The organism is Nocardia fodinahabitans, assembly GCF_052983615.1.
Genome location: NZ_JBRJJC010000001.1, coordinates 1,132,405 through 1,156,551 on the forward strand (window position 1 = coordinate 1,132,405; position 24,147 = coordinate 1,156,551).

At 65.4% G+C, this 24,147-nt stretch carries 21 protein-coding genes; 9 read left to right on the forward strand and 12 right to left on the reverse strand.

The features are described 5' to 3' along the window. Nucleotides 1-26: 26 nt before the first annotated feature. The 3 genes from NV348_RS05440 to serA form a co-directional block, all read right to left on the reverse strand. Nucleotides 27-632 (reverse strand): Uma2 family endonuclease, encoded by a 606-nt coding sequence (locus NV348_RS05440; RefSeq protein ID WP_447145990.1) that lies wholly within the window; start codon nt 630-632, stop codon nt 27-29. A gap of 142 nt (nt 633-774) precedes the next feature. After that, on the reverse strand, nt 775-1,782 hold the full coding sequence (locus NV348_RS05445) for a 3-isopropylmalate dehydrogenase (protein WP_447145991.1): 1,008 nt from the start codon (nt 1,780-1,782) through the stop codon (nt 775-777). A gap of 236 nt (nt 1,783-2,018) precedes the next feature. After that, nucleotides 2,019-3,617, reverse strand: a complete 1,599-nt coding sequence (serA, locus tag NV348_RS05450) for a phosphoglycerate dehydrogenase (protein WP_447145992.1) — start codon at nt 3,615-3,617, stop codon at nt 2,019-2,021. Nucleotides 3,618-3,750: 133 nt separating this feature from the next. Here serA and NV348_RS05455 point away from each other — a divergent pair, with 133 nt between their 5' ends. After that, entirely contained in the window at nt 3,751-4,560 is an 810-nt protein-coding gene (locus NV348_RS05455) for a nucleotidyltransferase domain-containing protein (protein ID WP_447145993.1), read from the forward strand. Nucleotides 4,561-4,619: 59 nt separating this feature from the next. Here the strand turns inward: NV348_RS05455 and NV348_RS05460 are convergent, their stop codons facing one another. Next, a complete protein-coding gene (locus NV348_RS05460; protein WP_054814460.1) occupies nt 4,620-4,823 on the reverse strand; it encodes a cold-shock protein in 204 nt (67 codons plus the stop codon). A 408-nt stretch (nt 4,824-5,231) separates the two neighbouring features. Between NV348_RS05460 and NV348_RS05465 the strand changes: the two genes are divergently transcribed. Further along, nucleotides 5,232-6,014, forward strand: coding sequence for an MHYT domain-containing protein (locus tag NV348_RS05465; RefSeq protein ID WP_447145994.1), 783 nt, complete (start codon nt 5,232-5,234; stop codon nt 6,012-6,014). A gap of 78 nt (nt 6,015-6,092) precedes the next feature. On the opposite strand, the gene NV348_RS05470 is transcribed toward NV348_RS05465, so the two are convergent. Next, nucleotides 6,093-6,296, reverse strand: coding sequence for a cold-shock protein (locus NV348_RS05470; RefSeq protein WP_447145995.1), 204 nt, complete (start codon nt 6,294-6,296; stop codon nt 6,093-6,095). A gap of 330 nt (nt 6,297-6,626) precedes the next feature. Here NV348_RS05470 and NV348_RS05475 point away from each other — a divergent pair, with 330 nt between their 5' ends. After that, complete coding sequence (locus tag NV348_RS05475) at nt 6,627-7,916, forward strand: hypothetical protein (RefSeq protein ID WP_447145996.1); 1,290 nt, start codon at nt 6,627-6,629, stop codon at nt 7,914-7,916. Here the strand turns inward: NV348_RS05475 and NV348_RS05480 are convergent. After that, nucleotides 7,913-8,338 (reverse strand): NUDIX hydrolase, encoded by a 426-nt coding sequence (locus NV348_RS05480; RefSeq protein ID WP_447145997.1) that lies wholly within the window; start codon nt 8,336-8,338, stop codon nt 7,913-7,915. The two genes, NV348_RS05475 and NV348_RS05480, sit on opposite strands and share 4 nt — an antisense overlap. Before the next feature lie 65 nt (nt 8,339-8,403). Here NV348_RS05480 and NV348_RS05485 point away from each other — a divergent pair, with 65 nt between their 5' ends. Next, the gene (locus tag NV348_RS05485) at nt 8,404-9,048 is read left to right on the forward strand and encodes a hypothetical protein (RefSeq protein WP_447145998.1); all 645 of its coding nucleotides are present in this window, start codon (nt 8,404-8,406) and stop codon (nt 9,046-9,048) included. Between the two features lie 654 nt (nt 9,049-9,702). On the opposite strand, the gene NV348_RS05490 is transcribed toward NV348_RS05485, so the two are convergent. Next, a complete protein-coding gene (locus NV348_RS05490) occupies nt 9,703-11,043 on the reverse strand; it encodes a DNA cytosine methyltransferase (RefSeq protein ID WP_447145999.1) in 1,341 nt (446 codons plus the stop codon). A 183-nt stretch (nt 11,044-11,226) separates the two neighbouring features. Here NV348_RS05490 and NV348_RS05495 point away from each other — a divergent pair, with 183 nt between their 5' ends. After that, complete coding sequence (locus tag NV348_RS05495) at nt 11,227-11,613, forward strand: very short patch repair endonuclease (RefSeq protein WP_447146000.1); 387 nt, start codon at nt 11,227-11,229, stop codon at nt 11,611-11,613. A gap of 64 nt (nt 11,614-11,677) precedes the next feature. Beyond that, nucleotides 11,678-12,454, forward strand: a complete 777-nt coding sequence (locus NV348_RS05500; RefSeq protein ID WP_447146001.1) for an NgoMIV family type II restriction endonuclease — start codon at nt 11,678-11,680, stop codon at nt 12,452-12,454. 16 nt (nt 12,455-12,470) lie between these two features. On the opposite strand, the gene NV348_RS05505 is transcribed toward NV348_RS05500, so the two are convergent. From NV348_RS05505 to NV348_RS05515, 3 genes are all read right to left on the reverse strand, one after another. Further along, nucleotides 12,471-14,312 (reverse strand): DEAD/DEAH box helicase, encoded by a 1,842-nt coding sequence (locus NV348_RS05505; RefSeq protein WP_447146002.1) that lies wholly within the window; start codon nt 14,310-14,312, stop codon nt 12,471-12,473. Then, nucleotides 14,309-15,697, reverse strand: coding sequence for a ParB N-terminal domain-containing protein (locus tag NV348_RS05510; protein ID WP_447146003.1), 1,389 nt, complete (start codon nt 15,695-15,697; stop codon nt 14,309-14,311). The genes NV348_RS05505 and NV348_RS05510 overlap by 4 nt, the downstream gene beginning before the upstream one ends. A 105-nt stretch (nt 15,698-15,802) precedes the next feature. After that, nucleotides 15,803-16,477: a KpnI family restriction enzyme N-terminal domain-containing protein gene (locus tag NV348_RS05515; protein WP_447146004.1), complete on the reverse strand. Its 675-nt coding sequence runs from the start codon at nt 16,475-16,477 to the stop codon at nt 15,803-15,805. Between the two features lie 711 nt (nt 16,478-17,188). Here NV348_RS05515 and NV348_RS05520 point away from each other — a divergent pair. Beyond that, nucleotides 17,189-17,533, forward strand: coding sequence for a hypothetical protein (locus NV348_RS05520; protein ID WP_447146005.1), 345 nt, complete (start codon nt 17,189-17,191; stop codon nt 17,531-17,533). Nucleotides 17,534-17,641: 108 nt separating this feature from the next. Here NV348_RS05520 and NV348_RS05525 read toward each other — a convergent pair whose 3' ends face one another. Both NV348_RS05525 and NV348_RS05530 read right to left on the reverse strand, forming a co-directional pair. Then, nucleotides 17,642-20,647: a Z1 domain-containing protein gene (locus tag NV348_RS05525; RefSeq protein WP_447146006.1), complete on the reverse strand. Its 3,006-nt coding sequence runs from the start codon at nt 20,645-20,647 to the stop codon at nt 17,642-17,644. Beyond that, nucleotides 20,644-22,101, reverse strand: coding sequence for an ATP-binding protein (locus NV348_RS05530; RefSeq protein WP_447146007.1), 1,458 nt, complete (start codon nt 22,099-22,101; stop codon nt 20,644-20,646). Before NV348_RS05530 ends, NV348_RS05525 begins: the two co-directional genes overlap by 4 nt. Nucleotides 22,102-22,504: 403 nt before the next feature. On the opposite strand from NV348_RS05530, the gene NV348_RS05535 reads away from it, so the two are divergent. Together NV348_RS05535 and NV348_RS05540 are read left to right on the forward strand one after the other, a co-directional pair. Beyond that, complete coding sequence (locus NV348_RS05535) at nt 22,505-22,717, forward strand: hypothetical protein (RefSeq protein ID WP_447146008.1); 213 nt, start codon at nt 22,505-22,507, stop codon at nt 22,715-22,717. Continuing rightward, complete coding sequence (locus tag NV348_RS05540) at nt 22,714-23,988, forward strand: hypothetical protein (protein WP_447146009.1); 1,275 nt, start codon at nt 22,714-22,716, stop codon at nt 23,986-23,988. The genes NV348_RS05535 and NV348_RS05540 overlap by 4 nt, the downstream gene beginning before the upstream one ends. Nucleotides 23,989-24,147 lie beyond the last annotated feature (159 nt).

Sequence of the window (24,147 nt, forward strand, 5' to 3'; positions counted from 1 at the left end):
AACCGAGCCGCACGATCCGCGGTACCTCAGATGTCGAGCAGATCCACCGGATCGAACGCGATGCTGAACGGCACCTCGGAAACGACGGTGCTGGTGAACATCTCGCCTTCCTTACCGACCGAGTCGACCCGATACACGCCGTCGTCCAGAACGAGGCGGTGGATACGAACCGCGGGGTGTTGCTCCACGATCCAGTACTCAGGAATTCCGACGGCGGCGTACTCGCGCACCTTGCGCACCCGATCGGCACGCTCACTCCCACTGCCCGGTGAAACTACCTCGATGGCGAGAAGCACCTCCGACGCCGGCATCAGCCGAGGCTTCTCGTCGATAATCGCCGCCCGGGCAACAGATTTCGGTACCACGGCGACATCGGGCTTACGCACACCGCTCGGTGTGCTGAACTCCCATTCACCGCCCAAGCAGACATACACATCGGATGCAGCGGCCGCAGCCTTGACAATTTCGCCCAGGCCGATAGCGATGAAGTTGTGCCGTGCCCCCGCTGCCACCTCGACCAACCACCCGTCTTCGAGTTCGAAACCCTTACCGTCGTCGTTCAGGTCGTGCAGGTCGAGCACTGTATACGGGCCGAAGTTCGCACTACCGGCGTCGTGATGAGCTGTCATCATGCCTCCGAGGCTGGACTCGTGCGCACCGTCGAACTGGTTGCCCAGACAGTCTACTGCTGGACTCGGCCGAGACGTGCTGCACTCGTGAACAGGTTCGGCCCGCCTCGCGCAATCAACGAAGCGGGCCGAACCTGGCAGAGCATCAGACGATGGCGGCGATCCGGTCGCCGACCTCGACGGTGGAGGCGGTGCCGGTGCGCGCGGCCAGGTCCTTGGCGACGGCGGACTCGATGCGGGCCGCGCCCTCGGCGTTGCCGAGGTGGTTGAGCAGCAGCGAGACCGACAGGATGGCGGCGGTCGGGTCGGCCTTGGACTGGCCCGCGATGTCGGGGGCGCTGCCGTGGACCGGCTCGAACATCGACGGGTTCACGCCGGAGGCATCGATGTTGCCCGAAGCGGCCAGGCCGATGCCACCGCTGACGGCGGCGGCCAGGTCGGTGATGATGTCGCCGAACAGGTTGTCGGTGACGATCACGTCGAAGCGGCCCGGGTCGGTCACCATGTGGATGGTGGCGGCGTCGATGTGCTGGTAGGCGGTCTGCACTTCGGGGAACTCGGCGGCGACCTCGTTCACGGTGCGCTGCCACAGCGACCCGGCGAAGGTGAGCACGTTGTTCTTGTGCACCAGGGTCAGGTGCTTGCGGCGCGACTGCGCGACGGCGAAGGCGTAACGCACGACGCGCTCGATGCCGAAGCGGGTATTGGTGGACACCTCGGTCGCGACCTCGTGCGGGGTCTCGACGCGGATCGCGCCGCCGGTGCCGGTGTAGGGGCCCTCGGTGCCCTCACGCACGACCACGAAGTCGATGTCGGGGTTGCCGGCCAGCGGGCTGGTGACGCCCGGGTACAGCCGCGACGGACGCAGGTTCACGTGGTGGTCCAGCGCGAACCGGGTCTTGAGCAACAGACCCCGCTCGAGCACGCCGCTGGGGACCGACGGGTCGCCGATCGCGCCGAGCAGGATCGCGTCGTGCTGCTTGAGCTCGGGCAGCACCGATTCCGGCAGGATCTCGCCGGTGCGGTGGTAACGGGCGGCGCCCAGGTCGTATTCGGTCTTCTCGACACCGGGCGAGACCACGTCGAGCACCTTGAGCGCCTCGGCGATGACCTCGGGACCGATGCCGTCACCGGCGATAACTGCGAGTTTCATGAAATCCAGCTCCGTTCAGAGGATCGGCGGTCGCCACGACCAACCGTAAGCCGTACCGTCGCGCCCCCACCGAGCCCCCTCGGGGCCGACCCCGAGGAGGCCTGCCCGCGCAGCGGGCGTCGCGACCGTCCCGACGAAAGGCGGGGCGAGACAAAGCGCCGAAGGCGCGAGTTTCGCCCCGCATTTCGTCGGGACCGCAGGGGCCGCGACCTCGAGCGCGCCAGCGCTCCGATAACTCAGCTCAGGTCGACCAGCACGACCTTGGCGGCGCCGACGGCCTCGGCGATCGCGGACTGCACCTCGGCCGACACCTCGCGGTTGACGCGCAGCACCACGGTGGCGCCTTCGGCATCCACGTCCTGGCTCAGCTGCGCGGCCAGGATATCGATCTCGGCCTCGCCCAGCTTGGTGCCGATCTTGCCCAGCGCGCCCGGCTTGTCGGTGTAGTTCAGCACGGCCAGGTTCAGGCCCTCGGCGCGCATGTCGTAGTTGCGGCCGTTGATGTTGACGATCTTGTCGACCAGGGCGGGCTCGGTCAGCGTGCCGGCCACGTTCAGGGTCGAGCCGTCGCCGAACACGGCGCGCAGGTCGACCATGCTGCGGTGGTTCGGGCTCTCGGTGGCGGTGGTGACGGCGGCGGTGATGCCGCGCTCCTTGGCCAGCGCCGGGGCGTTGACGAAGGTGACCTGGTCCTCGACCAGCGCCGAGAACACCCCGCGCAGCGCGGACAGCTCCAGCACGGCCACGTCCTGCGAGGCGAGCTCGCCGCGCACCTGCACCTCGACGCTGACGGGCAGCTCGCTGGCGATGGCGCCGAGCAGCGCGCCCTGCTTGCGGACGACGTCGAGCCACGGCGCGACGACATCGTTGACGGCGCCACCGGTGACGTTCACGGCGCCGGGCACGAACTCACCGGCCAGCGCGAGCAGCACCGACTTGGCGACATCGGTGCCCGCGCGGTCCTGGGCCTCGGCGGTGGAGGCGCCCAGGTGCGGGGTCACCACGACCTCGGGCAGGTCGAACAGCGGGCTGTCGGTGCAGGGCTCGGTCTCGAACACGTCCAGACCGGCGGCGCGCACGTGGCCGGACTTGATGGCGTCGGCCAGCGCCTGCTCGTCGATCAGGCCACCACGGGCGGCGTTGACGATGATGACGCCCGGCTTGGTCTTGGCCAGCGTCTCGGCGTTGAGCATGCCCTTGGTCTCGGGCGTCTTCGGCAGGTGGATCGAGATGAAGTCGGCGCGCTCGAGCACCTCCTCCAGGCTCAGCAGCTCGATGCCGAGCTGCGCGGCGCGAGCGGGCGAGGTGTAGGGGTCGTACGCGACGATCTTGGTCTCGAAGGCCGCCAGACGCTGCGCGAACAGCTGGCCGATGCGGCCGAGGCCGATGACGCCGACGGTCTTGCCGAGGATCTCGACACCGTTGAACTTGCTGCGCTTCCAGGTCTTCTCGCGCAGGGTCGCGTCGGCGGCCGGGATCTGGCGGGCGGCGGCGAGCAGCAGGGTGACGGCGTGCTCGGCGGCGGTGTGGATGTTGGAGGTCGGCGCGTTGACGACCATCACGCCACGCTCGGTGGCGGCGGGCACGTCGACGTTGTCGAGGCCGACGCCGGCGCGGGCGACGATCTGGAGCTTCTTGCCCGCCTCGAGCACCTCGGCGTCGACGGTGGTCGCGGAGCGCACGAGCAGCGCGTCGGCCTCGGGGACCGCGGCGAGCAGCGCCGGGCGGTCGGGGCCATCGACCCAGCGAACCTCGACACCGTCACCGAGCGCGTCGACGGTCGACTGGGCGAGCTTGTCGGCGATCAGAACTACAGGACGGCCTGCTTGGCTCACTGTGGGGTACTCCTGGGGAAGAAAGGGGTCGGCAGTTACCGCCGACCAGAATAGTCGCCGGGGTTCGGGTGCCCTTACCCCCCTGCCCGAAAACCGGATGAACCCTGGGCGGCGCCCCGCCTACCATCACGCCATGTCCTTGCGCACCGTCCCCGACTCGATGGATCCGGCCGTCGTGGCCGCCGTCGACGCCGAGCTCGACCGGGTGGCGGCCGAGCACGGCGTGACGATCCGCCTGGCCATCGAAAGCGGCAGCCGGGCTTGGGGTTTCCCCTCACCGGACTCCGACTACGACTGCCGTTTCCTCTACGTGGCGAGCCTCGGGACGTATCTCTCGCCGTGGTCGACCCGCGATGTCATCGAGACGCCGCTGGTCGGACTGCTGGACGTGAACGGCTGGGATCTGGCCAAGGCCCTGCGCCTGCTGGTGCAGGGCAACGCGGTGCTGGTGGAGTGGCTGATGTCACCCATCGTCTACCGCGGCGACGAGGCGTTCCGCGCCCGGCTGCGCGAGGTGGCCGACGAGGTGGCCGACCGCGACCGGATCGCCCGGCACTATCTGCACCTGGGCGCCCGCCAGTGGGCGCTGTTCGAGCGCAACGGCGGGTTGAAGAAGGTGTTCTACTCGCTGCGCCCGGCGATGGCGCTGCGCTGGCTGCGCGAACACCCCGGCGCGGCGGTGGCACCGATGCACCTGCCGACGCTGCTGGCCCAGTGCGAGCTGCCCGCCGACCTGGTCGCCGCGATCGGCGAGCTGACGGCGCTCAAGTCCAGGACCAGGGAGATGGGGACGGGCGAGCCGCCGCGATTGATCACCGATTTCATCGCGGCCGAGTTCGGCGCGGCGACCGAGGCGTTCGCCGCGCGCGGGCCACGGGATCTGACGGCGGCGCGGGCCGTCACCGACGAGTTCTTCCGGGCGGAGGCATTGGCCCCCAGATAGCAGAAACTCCGCACCTACCGGTGCGGAGCTTCACGTTCGTACGCTGGTCAAGCGCAGAATCAGAGGACGCGGACGTCCTGAGCCTGGGGGCCCTTCTGACCCTGACCGATCTCGAACTCCACACGCTGACCCTCGTCGAGGGAGCGGAAGCCCGCGCCGCTAACAGCCGAGTAGTGCACGAAGACGTCGGGTCCGCCGCCGTCCTGTGCGATGAAGCCGAAGCCCTTCTCGCTGTTGAACCACTTCACAATGCCCTGAGCCATTTCAAAACCTTCTGTTGACGAGCCAGGTCCTAATAGTCCGGTCCCGGTCTCGGCTTCAACAATGCCATGATCCGACGAATTCCTCCACACCCGAGCTCGCGGACTGTGAGGAACCCAACGCCACGTTGCTGCCAGCTGGTGCTGTCACACAGTGAGCGCGCTGAGCAACGAGGAGGATGCTCGGCGTATGCCGAGGTAGTTGCGGCGCGGATGCCGGATCAGCCGGGAAGCACTCACCAAACCGACTGGCACGGTTCACCATCGACATCTCTATGCCGCGGTGATCTATCACCGTCAGCATCCCTAGACATTTTCGAGAAACCCAGTACGGCAAATTTTCTACCAGCGTATTTTCCGAGATTGTGAGGGAGCGCACACCTCGCGGAGAAATCACGCAAGGAGTAGACAGTGCTGGACATCAACCATTTCACCTACGGCTGGGTAACCCCGCTGCTGGCATATCTCATGTCGGTCCTCGGGTCGATGCTGGCACTGCGTTGTATGGTTCGCTCGCGCGCCTCCGGTAGTCACGGCGGCTGGCTCACCGCGGCCGCGATCGCCCTCGGCGGGACCGGGATCTGGGTCATGCATTTCATCGCGATGCTCGGGTTTTCCGTCCACGGCGCGACCATCCGCTACAACGTCCCGATCACCTTGTTCAGCGCCGCCGTCGCGATGGGTGTGGTGTGGCTCGGACTGTCCATCGTGGTGCGGCGCGGCTGGGACAGCGCGGCCCTCCCGGTGGGCGGGACGATCACCGGACTCGGGGTCGGCGCGATGCACTATTCCGGCATGTACGCGATGAAGACCGACATCGAGATCGTCTACGACCCGTTCGTGGTGGCCGTGTCGATGGTCATCGCCGTCGTCGCGTCCACGGCCGCGCTCTGGTTCGCGCTGCACGTCCACGGCATCCTCGCCACCATCGGCGCCGCCCTGCTGATGGGGGTGGCCGTCACCGGCATGCACTACACCGGCATGTTCTCGATGAGCGCACACACCAGCGCCCACGTCGCCCACGCCACCGGCGCCACCGCGACCCAGCTGCTCACCCCGCTGATCATCGGGATCAGCATGGTCACCATGATCCTGCTCATGCAGGTAGGCATCACCGAGGCCGAGGACCCCAACCTCACCCGGCCGGTGCACGGCCAGCGCGCGAGCCGCTTCTGGCCGAGCGGCCAGAACTAGGCCGAACCTGCCCGGCTACACCGGCTCAGCGTCCGGCTGCTGATCGTCAGCGTGGTCGATCTACGCCATCGGCGTCTGTTAGACGACCCGCACGTGCAGCGCTTCCGGTCCGCGCCGGGTCTCTTTGACCCCGAATTCCACCCGCTGACCCGCGCGCAGCGTGCGGAACCCCGTACCAACGAGCTCGGTGTATTCCACGAACACCTCGGGCCCGCCCGCATCGGGGGTGATGAACCCGAATCCCTTACCGCCGTCGAACCAGCTCACCACGCCGTTCGGCATCGACCGACCTTCCGAATCATTTACCTGACATGCAGATTCGTTCATCGTCGCATGCCGGTGCCCGCGACTCGTAGCAGGGCGTCGACGACAGTGCCTGCTCCGGCGACACCGCCCGAGCATCCCCGCCCCGCTCCCCACGGACACCGCCCGGCCCGGGTCAGGCCCGCGACACGGAAGCGGGCGACGTCGCGTGCGCCCGTGCGCGCATCGGCCCTGGATAGACTCCCTGCAGGTCCGCCCGGACCGCCCGGTTCGCGAGAACGGAGATTCGGTGCACGCCCCCATCGCGCGAGGCCCGAAGACACCGCGACCACCCGTGCGGACCGCCCGATGATCCGGCGGCCGAACGCCACCGAGATCCGGACCGCCGCCGAAGCGGTGACGGTGTTCGTGGCCGCCGCGGTCGCCGTCCTCGCCATCATGCTGCCGATCAGCTTCGCCGCCCTGGCCGAGTCGCGGCATGTCGATCTGCTGGTGTTCAACATCCCGCGCGCGATGACCGGCGCCGCGTTCGTCGCGGTCATCACCGCCGCGGTCACCGTCGCCGTCGGCAGCGTGCGCACGGCCCGCTGGACCGCGCTGGTCGCCCTCGCGGGGATTCTGCTGAGTCACCTGGTCCTGGCGCGCAATACCGACAGCTCGCATTTCACCGGTCTGTCCCTGCCGACCCTGAATTTCGTCGATGCCCTCCTCGCCGGAATGGCGGTGGGCGCCTTGGCCATCGCGGTCTGGCCCACCCCGCTGTTGCGCACCGCGTACCTGTTCGCCGTGCCCGCCGCGACCGTGCTCGGCGACCTCACCGAGGCGCCCACCGACGAGACCTCGGCCGGGTTCGACGGCGTCCTCGCCGGCGCCTTACCGCTGTGGTTCATCGCGGCCAGCGTCCTCGCCCTCGGCTACTTCGCGGCCACGACCACCACCTCGCCGCGCTCGGTACTCGACACCGCGATCCCCTTGGCTCCCGTGTTCGCCGCCGTCATCGCCTTCTCGGTGATCCTGGCGACGTCGCTGGCGGTGGCGGTCCGCGAGATCACCGTCCCGTATGTGCTCGCCGGCTCGATCGTCGTCGTGGCGGCCGCGACGGTGGCCGCGCTGATCCTGCCCGACCGGGACGGCATCCTGCTGCTGCTCATGACCACGTTCGCCGTGGCGGGCAGCCTCGTCATCCCGCTGCCCCGCTCCGGCCTGGTCGATGTGGGCACCATGATCGCCCTCGGCGCCGGGCTCCTGGTCGGCCTGCGCAGGCCACGCGCGATCATCGCCGCGATCACCGTGGTCGCGCTGTCGGTGTTCGTGCTGGCCACCGACCTCCTCGACCCGCCCGCGACCCTCATCGCCGCCATCGGCTGTCTGGCGCTGGGCGCGGTGTGCGGGTACTGCGTGGGCTCGGCGGTCCCCCAGAGTCCCACCTCCGCCGTCGTCGGCCTGTCGATCCTGTTCGTGCCGTCGCTCGGAGTGGCGTTGAGCGACGACAAGTTCGGCCACCTCGCCTACTCCTCGTCGTGGTACCGCACCGCCGACGTCGACCGCGGTCCGATCCCGGCGTCGGCGTCGATCGGCATCGCCCTCGCCGGCACCGCCGCGATCGTGCTACTGCAGCGGCGCAGGCCCGCCGCTTAGTCCCAGCCCAACTCCGAGAACACCCGCCCGGACAGCGCCGGCCGCACACCGACCTTGCCGTACTCCACGATCTCCACCGGAAGCGCCCCCGGATCGAACCACCGCAGTTCCGAGCACTTCTCGGGCTCCCGATTCGCGACCTCCCCACGCCAGCGCCGCACGGTGAAGAACATCTGCACCCGCTCGTCGCTGTGCAGCACGTGCGCGAATTCCACGTCCCCGGCGTCGATCTCGACACCCACCTCTTCGCGCGCCTCCCGGATCAGCCCCGCCACCGCCGACTCCCCCGCCTCGAGATGCCCCGCGGGCACATGGAACAACCCGTCCCCGAAGCCGGTATCGAGTCTGCGCCCCAACAACACCCGCCCGTCACCGTCGAGGAGCACCAGATGAACGCCGACGAGTACCCGATACTTGTCCACGAATTCACCCTACCGAGATGCCGAGACCACTCCTGTCACAGCCACATTCGGGGTACAACCGGTACATGAGTTTCCCGGTGACCTTCGGGTTCGCCCAGATCGGCCTGCTCGCCCTGCTCGCACTCGCCGTAGCCCTACTCGTCTCGGCAGTCCTCGCGGCCCGCCGCCGCGGCGGCCTCACAACCGTCCTGGGTCGCGGCGCCCCCGGCCTTGCCCTCCTCCTCGTCGCCACCCTCCTGCTCTGGATCGCCACCCTCCTCCAGACCTACCTCGGCCTGTCCGGCGAGATCACCGCCGCCCACGTCATCGCGAAACCCGTTGCCGGACACTCCGACCAACTCGACCTCGAACTGACCCTCTTCGACGACGACGGCGCCGTCGACACCCGCACCACCCACCGCGTCGAAGGCAACCTCTGGGCCCTGCAAGCCAACATCGTCGAACTCCACCCCTGGGTCAACGCCCTCGGCTTCCACTCCGGCTACAAGATCACCCGCCTCTACGGCCAGCGCCTCGACGGCAAAGCCACCCACCAGGACCACATCATGCTCAACGGCAGCGACCGAGACTTCTTCGACGACATGAACACCGGCACCTGGTACACCTCCCCCTTCGTCAAATCCGCCTACGGCAACGCCGTCATCGCCACCCCCGGCGAATACGACGTCCTCATCTCCCACGACGCCATCAAGGTCCGCGCGACGAACTGATCCGATTGTGGCTCTCTGCAACTCTGACACCGCTCGACGGCGAGCCATCCCGAGGAGAAAACATGCCTGTGCCCTACCATCCGCCGGACAAGCTGCCTGTCCAGGTGTGTGGGATCCCGTCGTGCCCCGTGCCTTCGCCGAGCCACACGTGAGGGTCGGCGTGTTTGTCAGCAGCACCAGCGGATATCGGATACCCACAGCTCCCTCAACAGGGGCTGCTGCAGGGATAGGTGACACTGTCACCCGATCCTGCAACAGCCCCACCCGTCATTGAACCTCGAACTCGATCGAGTTGAGGTACTCGCGATCGAGATACCCAAAAGAGGCCGGTAACCCATGACTATCCAGCGAACGCGCAATGCCTGGGAAGCGATTGCAGACTCAGCAGAGGAGGCGAGGCGCCTCCGCATCTGGGCCGCAACGTTGGACGCGCTGCACGTCCAGATCGGCGACCGTGCACCAACACCGACCCAGCCCCCGAAAGGCTCGGCGTAGCCAGGCCACGCCTCTGCGCCCAATGCCCAACAGTCTCAGGCGAGCATGTAGTCGACGCACCAGAACCACTTCGCTACCACCAGTAGGTTCACCGGATCGGGCGAGGTTCCCAAGCCTGGCCCTCATCCGCGCCAGCGGCCAGACATTGACGCGAACAGGTCAGCTCACCCGCGAAATGTGGTTCCGGTAGTACTCGTGCCGAACGTGATCATCCTGACCAGTGAACGCCCGAAACTCACCCATTCGATATGCGAGTCCGCTGGACCTCTCGTCCTTGATGATCTCGAAATCTTTGTCCAGCAGGGAGATTCGACGGTCGATTTCGGGATCATCGATGGACAATTTCGCCCGCTGAACTATCTGTGCCGCGGTGAGGAACGTGTCCGGATCCTGTTGGGCATGGTCACGCAGAACCTTGTAGATGGGATCTGTGAGTGGATCGTCGTTGCGCTCGATCGGATTCCCGATATGACGAAGTGCGCGGGAAATGGACTGCCCGATCGCTTTGGCAACCGGAGGCGGAAACGCGTTGCCGATCTGGCGGTATTGAGCTGTCTTCTTGCCCGTGAAGATCCACGCAAACTCGCCGTTCCCGGCGTCCTCCAGCTCGGACCGATGCGCTTCGTCCTTGGCGAAGACCCATCCTTGGATGCGCGCAACCATCTCGACTGTCAGTTTCGGACCGAACTCGGTCATCGGCCGCTTCTCGTAGGGTGGCGCGGTATCGTGCACACCATAGGCGTCTACACCGAGTTCTGCCCAGGCGCGCTTAGCCCTGGTCGGACCCAGATCAGCACCGCCATGCTTCTTCGATCCGCCTACGATTGTCGGAGCGATGCCGTTTGCTTTCTCCGCCCACGCAGCCGCACCTTTCCAGCCGCGTTCCATCATCAATGGCAGTAGCGTCTCCCCGACCGTCCTGGCTTCGCCAGTCGCCTCGGGCCACGTGAAGTACTGGAAATCTCCGGGCGCCATGGCAACGAGAACGAACCGTGGACGCAGCTGAGGCACTCCGTATTCGGATGCTTGGATAAGGCGCCACTCTGCCGAGTAGCCGAACTTGCTGAGTCGATCCAGCACATGCTGCCGATATCCGGCAAAGCGCGGCATGCTCAACCCACGGACATTCTCGAGCAACAGCGCCCGGGGTCGTACTACATCAACTTGCTCGACGGCCCACGCAAAAAGGTCCCGCTCGTCATTAGCGCCCAGCTGCTTTCCCGCAATGGAGAACGGAGGGCACGGAACGCCGCCTGCAAGAAGATCGATCTGTCGCCCGCCACGGCCTTCGGCATCAGGAGCAAATGCCTTCGGGTTGAATACCGCAGGATTAGCCACATCACCGACTTCGACCTTCCAGTGCGGACGATTACGCTGGATGGTGTCCGCGGCGGTTTGGTCGAGTTCGACGGCGAGCTTGTGCTCGAAGCCTGCTCGCTCGAGCCCGAGCGCTTGGCCGCCTGCTCCTGCGCAAATTTCGATGACGCTGAGCTCGGTCACGCGGTGTCCCTTCTGCGAAGTGGTGTATCGAGCGATCCTGTGGGACGCGGATGACTATCATGCCGTGCAGTCATAGACCAGTCGAAGGCTGGGTAGAGGATGGATCGAGACCAGTTGCCGCCGCCGGGGCCGGACAGCCGCAGTGGCGTACCGGCAGCATCGTCGCCTGGCCGTGGGCGAAACATGCGGGCGATCAAGCGCACCGACACCAAGCCAGAAGTCGAGCTGCGGAGGGAACTGCATCGGCTCGGGTACCGGTTCCGGAAAGACTTGCCGATCGCGGTCGAGGGTCGCAGACCGGTCAGACCCGACATCGTGTTCACAGCTCGCCGGGTTGCGGTGTTCGTCGACGGCTGCTTCTGGCACGCGTGCCCTGAGCACGGCAGATCGCCGACCACGAACGAATGGTATTGGACACCGAAGCTCCGCCGAAACGTCACGCGGGATCGGGAAGCAGACGCCGCGTTGTCGACGGCTGGGTGGACAGTGGTGCGGGTCTGGGAGCACGAACCGGTCGCGTCTGCGCTGACCGCCGTGGTCGACAAGCTAGATCGGGACCCGAACATATGAGCGATCGTAGGGGATCAGGTAGCTGAGGTCACGGCAACCCACCGGCAGCGCTAAGTTGGCAGGCATGGGGATGACATTCGGAACTGATCTGCTGGGGTGGAAGCGCAGCCGCAAGAACAAGCTCGGCTGGCACTGGGTACCTAATACCGCCGATACCGACAACGTGTCGAGTCTCCGCCTGTCGGCGGCTGTGCTCGAGTATCTGGCCGCCCCGAATCCGAACGGCGGTGCATCCGATCCAGTCGAGCCACCCGACTACCCGGGTGCACTGCTCGAGACACAGGTTGCGGCCGACCTCGCCACTGAGCTTCCGCGGCTGGATCCGCGACGCAAATGGGAAGTCCGCAAAGGGCGGAGCATCGTCAACTATGCGCAATACCAGCATCTGGCCGCGATGGACCGTGCGATTGCGAATGATCCGAACCTTCGCGTCACCCTTGGGACCGATTACCTGATAAAGCCGGATGTCCTCGTAGGCATCCTCGGCACCCCGACAGCGACAGAGCATCCCTGGTTGCATGCTGCGCTTGCCTGCAAATGGACCATCCGATCCGACCGGGTCCAGAACATCCGTCACGAAAACGGCAATATGATCCGGCATCGGCGCGGACGCTTGCCTCACCTGGTGACCATCACAGCAGAACCGCTGCCGACGCGGTTGGCATCGATCGCCCGCGGCACCGGCGAAGTCGACGCGACCTACCACCTGGCATATCCCGCCATGAAACATGCCGTGGCGGCGGTGGGAACCAGCGAACAGCAAGATGCGTGGACAGAGGTCACAGAACAGGGACGTCTGCTGGATTACACGCAACTAGCTGCGTCGCTCGCGACCTGGTAGTCCGCCAGGGAAACAGCTATTCGGCCGGAGCCACCGCGTCATCGAAATGCCGCAGCAGTGCACGGACATCGGCAGCGTCCATTCCGGCACCTGCGGCAGGCTCTTCTTCCAGGTCGGCCAGTTGCTGAACATCTGGATCATCGAGAATCGCCGCCATGAACCTCAGCTTCGCGTCCAAGCGGAGGCGCACCACTTCGTCGACAGTGCCGCGAGTGGCCAGGACAGTCACTCGTGTCTCCGTATCCGGTGCAAGCCCGAGACGGTGGATGCGGTCCAGGCTCTGCAGGAATCGACCGGCCATGAAGTCCCTGTCTACATAGACCGCGTCGTGGCAGACGTGGTGGAGGCTGACGCCTTCGCCGAGTGTTGCCGGGTTGGATATGAGAACGTGGCAGTCGGGGTCCTCCCGGAATCGCCGCAACTGTTCGTCCCGGTCCGGTGTGCCGCCGTAGACCGTGGCAGGGCCGAAGTTCTCGAGAAGCTTTTCAAGCGTGGTCAAGCTACGGACAAAAGTCGTCCATACCAGGGTCTTCCGGCCGACCTGCGCGTTGTCGGCGACGATCTTGACGGCTTCCTGGTACTTGGGTGACAACTCGATGCTGGGGAGATTCTGGAACAGATCGAAGAGCGAATCGCCCGGAGAAGGCTGCAGTGGCGGGAGCTGGTACTCCAGTGGCTCGTACCGGCTCGCGCCTTCGAGAAGCAGGGCCGGACTCGTCGCGGCCATCAGCATTCGCAACATCGCCCGCCCGAGTGCCTCAATACTTCCACGCGAACTCTCGGCACGTGCGGTGTAATTCCCTTTGAGCGCTTCGTAGACCTCCGCATGAACCGGAGGCATGTCCACATACCTGATCCGCGGCTCGAACGGAGGCAGCCCGAGTTCATCCTTTGTCGTGCGGGTGAACAGCGGACGGAGCACCGCACTGGCCCGCGCGAGATCACCACCGCCGACAGCCTCGATCACCGCACGTTTGCCGTGGCCCGGCCACACGAATGAAAGCAAGCTCTCCAAGTCACGGGCACCGTTCGGTGCCGGCGTTCCGGTCAGAATCAGGCGACGATTCGCCAACGGGCCGAGGGCAAGAGCCGCCGAGCCGTAAGTGCCCCGCGCACCCAGTTTGATCCGGTGTGCCTCGTCCAGCACGATCATCGAGGGCTTCGCCCGGAGCCAGGCTGCCAGAGCGTCCAGCGAACGATCGAGGCGTTCGTAATTCACGATGCAGAGTTCTGCGAGTGGATCGGTAGAGCGACCGATCACGGCACTGCGCAGTGGTTCTGTAAAGCAGTACGAGCTCTCGTACTCCCAGGACTCGTATGCCGATTTCGGACCGACGACGAGCAGCCGCTCCGCCTCGCCGCGAGCACGTGCCGCAGCGTAGACAGCCAGTGCTACGCGGGTTTTGCCTGCGCCAGGAACACTGAAGTTCGCTCCGTGCCGCAGCGACATAAGCCTGGCGATGTCTCGATGCTGGAACGATGTGAGCTCACCGGTCCAGTCAATGCCGAGCAAGTCGGCGACTGATTCCGGATGAACGACGTCCGCCGAGTCCTCGGTTGCCCCATCGAGGTTTCGCTCGACAGCTTCGGTGTCGTCGAGAACCCCGGTGACGAGAACTCTCAGGTCGTCGGCCCACTCCACATCAGGATGGGTCCAGCTACCCAGCTCGCCCAGGTTGACGAGAAAGTCATCGAGATCGACTTCCGCGGATAGGGGACCTCTCGCGCCGGAAGTACTGAGACGGGCTGCCAGCTGCTGAAATTCACTCTGGAAGTCAGGTGTCGTGAGCAGTTCCACGCGCATCCGGGTCATACCGAACCGCAGGCGAAGCGAAGGATGGTTCTGAACGTTGGTCATGACAGCCGAGGCCTGCTCGCCACCGCGGTGGCGAGCCAGTCGAGGCCGCTACCAGGAATCTTGACCGATCGCTGTGCCTCGATCGCGAGCTGCCCCAGCACGGTATGCATCTGAATCAGAGCATCGTCGAATGCACCCTCATCCAGACTCGAGCTGCCCCTCGCCAGAACAACATCATTGATAGCCTGCTCTAGGTCTTTACAGGCCGCCACAACCCGATCGGGTGCAGCGAGACGCTTCTTGCGGAGCAGCGCCTCGCGACCTGCGACGGTGATAGCCTCGTCAAAAGCCTTCCGGTATGACGTAATCAGTCTATCCGCAGCAGTTTTGGCAGGCTCCCCCGCGGCGTCGCCGGCAGCTGCGACGGCTTTTGCCTGCAGGAGCTTGTCGGTAAGTGCCCGTGCAACAGCAACATCGGCCCCCGGCGCCCTTACGCTGCGGTCAAGACCAGGAATCGCGACGGCCGCGCCAGCACCTGGCTCCGTTCGTCCGAATTCGTTGATCAAGCCCTTGTCGAGGAATCGCTCTTGGAAATCGGTACCGACGAACCGAACATCGGTCTTAGCGTACTCCAACACTATCGCGGCGAGGCGGGCCTCTTTCAGCAGCTCCGCTCGTTCTTTGTTCTTCCTGTGCTCATCCTGATACGCACGATAGAGCTCAGCCAGTTTCTCCTGGGACTGCTCGAAGTCCACAAGCCGCATCGCCTCCTGCCCAGCGGTGCGGCTGCGCTCAATGCAATTCCGCAGTTCAGCCAATACCCAGAAATCCCGCTCAACAACGGCTGCCGTCGTGTGAAAGGTCTTCGCGATGACCGATATCGGGCGACGAAGCTGATCTCGCTGTTCTTCCAGTGCGAGAAGACGATTGATATATGAGTAGTTACGTCGTTCGTCCCGCCGCAACTGCAGGGAGACTTCCACGGCATTGATGTCGTCCCATGTGCACGATGCCGTAGGCAGCACCCCGACACGCATGCTGGTGGCTTTGGATCCCTCTCGCAGCGCAGCGCAGCGAGTGTTCCCATTGACCAGGACGCCTTCGCGAGTGATCAGACCGGGTTCGATCTGACCGAACTGTTCGAGGTGCTCCGCCAGCTTCTCGAACTCAGGGTCACGCTGCGTCGTGTCCGCAGGCCGACAGGTGAGCAGATATCTCAGGTAGCCCTGGCTCTCCTGGCTCCACGGGTCATCTGAGAGCGCTGCGTCACGCACCTGATCCAAACTGCGCTGAGCCCGAATTCGGTGCGTACCGGGGTTGTAGTACAACGCATTGATCGGCATGTCGATAACCTGGACGTGCAGCGGGGTATCGCGCCACTCCAGCGTCAGAGTCTCGGCGACACCGCCGTTGTCGTCCAGGTCCCTGAGCCGCTGCGCAACCATCGTACGAACAGCTTCCGCTGTAGGGGGGACACCAAAGTCTGTGAACATTTCTGTGGTCTCTCTCGATCAAATCTGTGTGGACTTGGGGTCGGACCGCCGCTGCTCCTACTTCAAGCGATCCCGGACTTCGTCCCTCGACTCCGCCGGGAACGTCCTGTACAACGCCCACAAGTCCTCGGCCTCGCTGAAACTACGCGCATCGCGCTCGATCCACTGGCTCAGCATCTGCTTTTCATAGACCGGCAGCTTATCGATCCTGTCCAGTACATCGCTGAGGTCGGCAACCGACTCGCGGCCGCCGATCCGGCATCGGCTGCACTCGAGGAGCATCTGCACCGCCGTTTCACCATTGGCCAGCTTCACCGCGCGCCGGGCAACGTCGAGCTGCGACGAGACGTAAGTGCCGGCATAGGTCTCACCCGGACCGATACCACATGATCGGCACTTGCGGCCGTCCCTCACCATCACCTCGTAGCGTTCGGCCGCCGTGATCGTTGCACCAGCCGGTCGCGTTGCCTTGCCCGGTTCCCACACCGCGACGCCCTGTTCGACGAACCGCTGCTCATGTGGACCCAGCGACGCGTCCTCGCGGTTGGTGTCGATCCGCCAGCCGAAGTCACGGAGGTCCCGCATCCGCCGGTCGACCTGGGACTTGCCCGGAAATGCTTCTCTGAGCTGCCCCTTCGTGAAGACCGCACCGACGCCGACCTCGCGCACCAGCCACAGCGCGCAGGCCTTCATAGTTCCGAGCTTCGGGTCATTCCAGGCGGGCATATCCATCAGGACTGATTCCTCTCGTATCGATGCATCAGAGATCATTCGCCAGGACCGAGCGTCCGCCGGTTGGCCATATCCAATGAACAGCAAATCCCGGCCCGTGGAAAGTCATCCGCTGTACCGACTTCCAGACCAGGCTGAGCGGCAAGAAATCAGCACAGCTGAACCATTTCTCTACGGGGTGCTGCCAGGCACAATGGGTTCGATCGTGCGCCGTATGCCATGGGGGACTGCTGAATTGATCGAGTGTTCGAAGTACAAGTTCGAGAAGACCTGGTCATCGGGCCGGTGCCGCTTCTATTTCGAAGTCCGCAAGCTGATGTGCTGCACACGCATGTCTCAACGCGGTCTTGCCAAGGCAGCCAAGGTCAGCCCGGACTCAGTGACCCGGCTGCTGACTGGCCAGCACCAGTACGGCCCACACGAGTTCACTCTGGAGCAGATCTACAAGGTCGCGTCGGCGATCGATGGAGGTCCGGAGGTCATCGGCTGGGAGGATCTTTGCGATCTTCGACGGGATTTCGCTGGCAAGACCGGCAAACCGACAAGCACCGCTGGACAGAGGGCCGCGGTTGCATGCCCCCAGTGCGGGGCACCAGCTCCTGCGGAGCCGGCCAAACCCTCAGCCCCAGTCGCCGGGGCGGCAAGCAGCGCGGTCGGAGCTGATGTGCCGGTCCCCCAGACCAGGGGGACCGGCACATCAGCTCCGACCCAATGGCCGACATTGCGTGGACGAGCGGCCAAGTATCGTCGTGGGTGCCGGCAACCGATCTTGCGGGCTACATCCGCGCCGGCCAGCTGGAGAACTCCAGCCGCATGATTCACCACGTCGCGACAGATGCCGACCCGCACGAGACGGCCAGCGCCGTGATCGCCTGCCGTGAACATGGCCTTTCGGATGCTGCTGACGCCATCATCAACTATGCCGGACTCCGAGTGGATCGTGACGTGCTGCAGATACTGCATCTCCTGATGAGGCGCGGCCTGCATAACGATGCCCGCGCCCTCCTGGCCAGGGTGCTGGGAGATCGTCCGAGCGACGCCCTTCCTGCTTCATGACACCAAATCTGGCAGAGAACCTAGGGGGAACTCGGATCCACTCATTGCAGGCACGCAGTCCGCGTGTCCGATGTTGGGTCATTTGGAGTGATGTGACCAATAGCACGGTTATGCCCGGGAGTGCTCAGGACCCGATCGCCGGGCACCGTCTCCGCTGATCGCCGTCCCCTCCACCTCTACGATCGCGCTCTCAGTCGACATGTCCTTGGTCTCGAATCGCACCACCCGGGAGTCTCGTCCCATCGCAGTGGACGGGGCGATGAGACCGAAGGTCATGACCAGTTTTCCGGGGTCGATGGTGCCGTCCGGTCCGATGTCGGCGAGGTGGGCAGGTTCCACGACCGGGTGAACGAGGATCGCGCCGCGCTGGGGTGCGGTCAGGGACTCGGTTGCGGGGTCGCCCGAATGTCCCAGGGCCCCCGCGATGCGGCGGGCGATAGTGCGGTGCCAGTGGTAGCTGATCGTGCCGAAGAGGGGGTCGCGGCGACGGGCGCGGTCCCAGCGTGGGAGGAGGCGGTCGGCCAGGGGAAGCTGGCCGGGGGTGCGGGTGGGGTAAGGGCAGAGCAGGGCCCAGTCCCGGACGTCGCCGTCGGTGGTGATGGCGCGCAGGTATTCCAGGTCGGGGGCGAATTGGCGTTCGGCGCGCCAGCGCAGGGATTCGAGGACATCCAGGACGCGGTCGGCCGGGAGCAGGGTGTGGTGGGCGCCGACCTCGTGACTGCTTGCGCCATCGGGGAAGTGGTAGGAGAAGGAGGTCGGGGCGGCGGACAGTTCGCGGAGCAGGGTTGCCCAGGCGCACACGTTGTGCCGCAAGTCGGCGGCCGTCGTCGGGTAAGCGGTGGGTTCGCGCCAGCGGCCCGGCGAACGCACCTCCACCAGGCGCGCGTTGTACATCTTGTTCTTGCTGGTGGGTGGGAGCAGGGGTAGGTGCTGGGAGACCAGGGGTGGGACCTGGGCGGGGGTGACCTGTGGTTCGCCGTCGATCGTGGTGGCGTATTGCCGGAGTTCCTGGCGGAAGGCGTCCTCGTCCTGGCAGATGGCCTCGAACATCTGGTAGATGTCGAAAGTCTTTCTGCCGGGGCCGGATTCCTCGCGGCCGATATAGAGGCGCACGAGGTCGCGGTAGCCGCGGCGGAAGCCGAACCAGCGGCCCATTTGCATGAGCGCGGACATGTTGCCCGCGCGGCGGCGGAAGTAGGACACGGTGAGGCCCTCGACGGTGAAGCCGCGGGAGAGCTTCTGGCCGCCGATGAGGATCTTCCAGATCGGGCGTTTGTCGAAATCGGCTTCGCCGGTCTCGACGGCGGTGTCGCCGTTGACCACGATGATCGGTTGTTGGTCGCCGCCGATGCGAATCGCCGCCGGCGCGATGTAGGAGCGCAGGTCGTCGAAGGTCGGTGGGACGGGGTGGCCTTCAGCGCGGACAGCGCTGACCAGAGCGACATCTGTGTCGAAGAGTTCACGGAGGCGGGCGTGGCCGGTGGGCCCGGAGTAGTCCGCGTTCCACCAGACGTCGGTGACGCGCGCCAGCAGGTCGCGGTGATCGGCGACGAAGCTGGATTCGTGGATGAGCATGGTGTGGTGGGTGAAGTAGCCCTCGCCCAGGCCGCGCTCCTCGCGATAGATCTTCATCGCGGCGGCCAGGACGAACATGTCGACCGCTTGGACCAAAGCGTCGGTGTCGTCCTCGTCGGCCACGACCACGTCGCGAACGTGCGCCTTCTCGTTCGAATTCGCGTAGGTACGTTCCGGTTCCGGGATCGCGGAATCGATGTCGTGGAAGTCGGTGGCACCCATGTAGCCGATCGGGCGTTCCAGCGAGAGCAGGAAGTCCTTGGGAAAGATGTCGGCCGAATCGGAGGGGTCGATGAAAACGTTGGCGTACGGGGTGGCGGTGTAGCCGAGGTACTGGGCACGCGGGAGCATGGTCAGCAGGTCGGAGATCGACTGGTTGATGGCGGTGCGCTCGGTGTCGGGTTTGGCGCGGGTGGTGTTGACCGACGCCTCGTCGGATTCGTCGTCGATGATGAGGACGGGGATCTCCGACAGCGGGGTCCTGATCTTGTTGAGATCTTTGACGAGCTTGGTCAGGACGCTCTTGTTCTTCTTGACGACCATCAGGCGGGCGGCGGCGCGATACAGATTGACCGGGTCGTACAGCGGCAACGCGGGCTCGCGCTTCTCGAATTCGAGCGCGTAGATGCCCTGCTGGAGGCTGCGGTAGTCATTGTCGCGAGTGGTGAGGCGGTGGATGTCGAACCATCCCTGCAGGGAGGGGAGTTCGCCGAGTTCGAGGAATCGGCGCTCGATCCAGGCGGGGTCGTCGCGGTAGTCGGATTCGTGGTCGGCGGCGCCACGGAGGATGTTCTCGCGGCCGACGAGTTCCATGTCGAGGCGGCGTTGGGTTTGCGCGCGCAGCAGGTTCAGGGTGCCGGACAGCACGATGACCAGGCGGTAGCCCGCGTCCATCGCCTTGGCGACGACACCGGTGAAGTTGGCGGTCTTGCCCGACTGGACATAGCCGACGACCAGACCCTTGGACTGGTAGGCGGTCGGAGCGACAGGGTCGGCCAGCCGTTCGACGACAGCGTCGGTGGCCGCGTCCAGATCCGCGACGGCCTCGGCGGACCAGTGCTTTTCGGCCAGGAGCAGCCGGTAGTTGTTCCAGTACCCCTCCCTGCCGTGACGGGAGAACTGGGACGCTCGGGTGTGATACCAGGGCTCGAAGCGCTGACCGATGATCACCGGCTGGGGCAGCGCGGGGATAGGGGCGTTGGCCTCGAGTAACTTCGCGGTGGCCAGGTCGACGCCGAGGCGCAGGCAGATATGGGCACGCCGTTCAGGGGTGCGGGGTTCGGCATCCGACCACGTCGGCGCCGATTCGAAGTCCCATTGGTACAGCCTGGTTCGCCACATCTCCACGAGCGCCATGTTGTCGACGACGTAGAGCAGGGCGTCGCGGAAGTCCTCCTCCGTGGCGAACGCGATCGCGTCGATCATGTCCTCGCACTGATAGCGCATGGAGGACACAAGGTTCCGCGGGCGGGTACCGGCCATCTCGCCCAGCACCGCCTGATGCAGCCGCAGCCGGGCGGCGGCGACGTCGGCACTCATGCGTCTGCCTGATCGAACTCGGCGCGGGCCGCGGCCAGCAGCACCGACTGCCAGAGCTGAAGATTGTCCCTGGTCCGCGGTCCGTTGAACTCCTTGCCGAACACCTCTTGCAGCAGGAAGTACATGAGCGCCTTCACCATCGGGGCGTCGTCGGCAGTGCCACGACGTCCGCCGTTGAGGGCGGAGCGGTAGCGGCGGTTCAACGCGATAGTGCGAGTTTCGCGGTCGACATCGAAGAAGACATCGTCGGAGAGCTTTCGCCACTCGATGGCGATCGCGTCCTCGCCGGGCAGAGCAGGCAGTTCCTCGTCCAAGGTTTCGCGGAGTGGCGCGGCGAAACCCCGACCCGCGGGGATCACCGGCTTTCGGACGGCTCCGGCCCGGCGGCGGGCCTCCCGATAGATGTGCTGGGCGTCGGTCAGGTAGTCGGCAAAGGTGCGGCCTTCGCCGTCGACAGCCTTGTCCAGCGCCGTCGTGAATTCCGGGGAGACTTCGACGCCTTCCTTCTTCACGGTGAGGCGGAAGGTGTCCCCTCCATCGGCAGGCAGGTTCACATCGACACGGGCCAGGGCTAAATGCTGTTCGGGCTGGCGGAAGTTGTTCCAGCCACCGGCCTGCACAATTCGTTCGTTGCGGTAGAAATAGAAGCCCTGGCGGTCGAGCACACTTCCGAACGCTTTGTATTCGCTGAGCGAGGACTTCGCAGGCCACACGTGGGCTGTGAGCTCGACCCGGCCCAGACCGGCCAGCTCAGCGGCGAACACGCGCGGGTACTCGGGGTGACCGGAGACGGGGTAGCCGAACGGATTCAGCGCCACCACACCGAAGTTGGCATAGATGTCGCCGGTGCGGACGTCCTCGACCGCGATGGTGATATTGAAATCCTCGCGAGCAAGGAAGCGGTGTAGCTGAACACCGAGGTGTAAGCCGACGCGGGCGATGGTGCGGTCGAGGTACCGGCCGGTCTGCGCCGAGCCGACATTGCGCGGGAAATCCTTGACGCCGTCCCAGCGGATCACGGTGCCCTGCCAGGTGATCGGGCAACCGTGGTAGCGATCGATCAGGGATTGCGCGTAACCGGGCTCCACGATGTCGCACTGGAAATTTGCGCGGGCGCGTTCCATGGCCCAGCGCCGGCCTGCGGGGCGGGATTTGCGGGTGCGGCTGACCACGGTCAGCGACGAGGCCTGGCTCAGCGACGCCGATTTCAGGCCGGTGCCGAACATGCCCAGCGCGTCGTCCGCGTAGTCGCGGCGTCCACCCACGGTCATAGCGACATCGAGTTCCTCCTCGGACATGCCGCGGCCCTCATCGATGATCAGCAGGCTGAGCAGGTCGTCGCCGTCGCGTAGGAAGTGGACGACGACGTCGTGGGCACCGGCGTCGATCGAGTTGTCGACGAGATCGGCAACGGCGGCCTCGAAACCATAGCCCTGGCTGGTCAAGGCTTCCATGTAGCGAGCGTCGGGCGGCAGGTACCGGCTGCCTGCCGTGGGGACCTCGAACTGCCAATCCGCTTTCATAACCACCCCGGACGCGCTGTAAACCTCTTCGACAGGAGAAATCTACGCGGTGCGACCGACGTCGGCCCGGTGGCGCGGCCGCCTACTCATCAGTATCCCAATAGGTGACCTCGTGCGAAGACGCCATGCGCAGGACCTTCCGCGAATCCGCCAGGATCGGAGATCGCGGGATATCAAGGGAGGCATGCCATGAAACATCGTCGGCGGGACGTCGGTTCACATGTATTCGTGCCGTTGTTTTCGTTGTTGTGCACAGATATTCGCGAAGTTGTGGTCAGGGCCGGGTGGAGGCGGCATCCTCGGGGGTGAGTTCGCGTTACCCAGGAGTCACATGATGAGTCGAAGTGACCGTGAGGGTGGCGTGCCCGCGACGCTACCCGCGCTACAGAGTTTGCCTGCTGATGAGGCCAGGGATTTGTTCGAGTTGATGCGGGCGGCGGTGACGTTCGAGGCGAAGGCGTTGGACAAGTCGATCGACTCGATGTTGGGGGCGTTGCCTCGGCCGTTTCGCGCGGTGACGAAGAAGATCATGTTCGGCGGCAGATGACGGATCTGACTACGCGGGCGCAGTTGATTCTGCTGGCTCGCACGCTGCATGTTCATCCTCAGCGGGTGCAGCATCTGCGGTATCTGGGGGCCGATCGGTTGCACGAGTTGCAGCAGCAGATCGCGGGAGTGCTGTTCGATCAGCACACCGAGACGTTTCGGCGGATCAGTGCGCTGGTGCCGTTCATTCCGCTGTCGATCTCGATTCCGTTGGTGCAGCGGCTGGTTCCGCCGATGACGACCGGGCGGGCGGCGGGGTCGGTGGGGGTGGAGCATCCGGCCAAGGCCGCGGAGACGTTGATGATGCTCGATCCGGGGTATGCGGCGGACTGTGCGCCCTACCTGGATCCGCGGGCCATCGCGCAGCTGGGCGATGTGGCGCCGCCGGGGCCGGTGGTCGCGATCGTCAACGAGCTGCTGCGGCGGTGTGACTATGTGACGGCGGGGCCGTTCCTGTCGTGTGCCACACCGGAGTTGATCGCGGCTGTCGAGGCCGACGTGCAGGATGACGCGGGGCTGATCCATTCGGCGGCCTACTCCTATGATTCCGAGATCCTGAGCGCGGTGATCCGGCAGTTGCTCGATGGGCCGCATCGGCGGATTCCGCGGATGGCGCAGGTGGTGATGGCGGGGCGGCCTGCGCTGCAACACGCCGCGCTGTCGGTGTTCTCACGGTGTTCGCCGGAGGTGATCAGCAGGGTGGGCGACGTGATGTTCGGCAGTGCGTCGCAGCGGGAGATCGCCAATCTGGTGCGCAACGCGATCGAGGTGGGGGCGGTGCCCGAGTTCCTCACGGTGACCGGGCATCTCACGCCGCTCGGATTGTGGACGCTGGTGGGGAATCCGGTGTTCGGTGATGCGGGGGTGGGGGTCGGGTTGGTCGCGCCGCTCGACGATCGCAGTGATGCGGGGAGCTGGCGGGGGCTGTTCACGTTGATGTCGCGGATGGACGACACCATCCGGGGTGTGGTCGGGTACGCGCTGGCGGCGTTGTCGGACGCGACGGTCGCGGAATTGCCGGCGCACGCCACCGAGACCAGTTCCTGGCCCGCGCTTCTCGATCTGGTCGCGGTGTCGGGGCCGGAGGCACAAGGTCGGTTCGGCGCGGTGTGGTCGGATCTGGTGCCGGAACGGCGGGCGCACCTGCACCGATGCATTCACGAACATCACTACGACACCCGGCTGGCCGACATCACGGCCGCGGTGGATCCGGTCGCGGTGGATCAGCTGTTCTTCCGGCGACGGCGGATGCAGCGGTACCGCAACGGCTGACGATGGAGGTGCCTCGCTGCTGGAGAATTCATGACGGCGCAGTCGGTGCGGATACCCGGGGAGCCGGTTCGAACGCCTGCTGGGCGTGCGGAAGCTCACCAGCATCCGTCTCCATGCCACGCTACGACTTCGGCCGTGCAAAGGACGCCCTCACGCTTC

Coding starts and splice junctions, on each gene's coding strand:
- NV348_RS05505 (WP_447146002.1), bottom strand. CDS start 14,312: ATGACCAACGTTCAGAACCATCCTTCGCTTCGCCTGCGGTTCGGTATG.
- NV348_RS05460 (WP_054814460.1), bottom strand. CDS start 4,823: ATGGCTCAGGGCATTGTGAAGTGGTTCAACAGCGAGAAGGGCTTCGGC.
- NV348_RS05540 (WP_447146009.1), top strand. CDS start 22,714: ATGACGGATCTGACTACGCGGGCGCAGTTGATTCTGCTGGCTCGCACG.
- NV348_RS05500 (WP_447146001.1), top strand. CDS start 11,678: ATGGGGATGACATTCGGAACTGATCTGCTGGGGTGGAAGCGCAGCCGC.
- NV348_RS05470 (WP_447145995.1), bottom strand. CDS start 6,296: ATGCCGAACGGCGTGGTGAGCTGGTTCGACGGCGGTAAGGGATTCGGG.
- NV348_RS05475 (WP_447145996.1), top strand. CDS start 6,627: ATGATCCGGCGGCCGAACGCCACCGAGATCCGGACCGCCGCCGAAGCG.
- NV348_RS05515 (WP_447146004.1), bottom strand. CDS start 16,477: ATGGATATGCCCGCCTGGAATGACCCGAAGCTCGGAACTATGAAGGCC.
- NV348_RS05495 (WP_447146000.1), top strand. CDS start 11,227: ATGCGGGCGATCAAGCGCACCGACACCAAGCCAGAAGTCGAGCTGCGG.
- NV348_RS05535 (WP_447146008.1), top strand. CDS start 22,505: ATGAGTCGAAGTGACCGTGAGGGTGGCGTGCCCGCGACGCTACCCGCG.
- NV348_RS05520 (WP_447146005.1), top strand. CDS start 17,189: ATGGCCGACATTGCGTGGACGAGCGGCCAAGTATCGTCGTGGGTGCCG.
- NV348_RS05530 (WP_447146007.1), bottom strand. CDS start 22,101: ATGGAAGCCTTGACCAGCCAGGGCTATGGTTTCGAGGCCGCCGTTGCC.
- NV348_RS05445 (WP_447145991.1), bottom strand. CDS start 1,782: ATGAAACTCGCAGTTATCGCCGGTGACGGCATCGGTCCCGAGGTCATC.
- NV348_RS05440 (WP_447145990.1), bottom strand. CDS start 632: ATGATGACAGCTCATCACGACGCCGGTAGTGCGAACTTCGGCCCGTAT.
- NV348_RS05455 (WP_447145993.1), top strand. CDS start 3,751: ATGTCCTTGCGCACCGTCCCCGACTCGATGGATCCGGCCGTCGTGGCC.
- NV348_RS05525 (WP_447146006.1), bottom strand. CDS start 20,647: ATGAGTGCCGACGTCGCCGCCGCCCGGCTGCGGCTGCATCAGGCGGTG.
- NV348_RS05485 (WP_447145998.1), top strand. CDS start 8,404: ATGAGTTTCCCGGTGACCTTCGGGTTCGCCCAGATCGGCCTGCTCGCC.
- NV348_RS05510 (WP_447146003.1), bottom strand. CDS start 15,697: ATGGTTGCGCAGCGGCTCAGGGACCTGGACGACAACGGCGGTGTCGCC.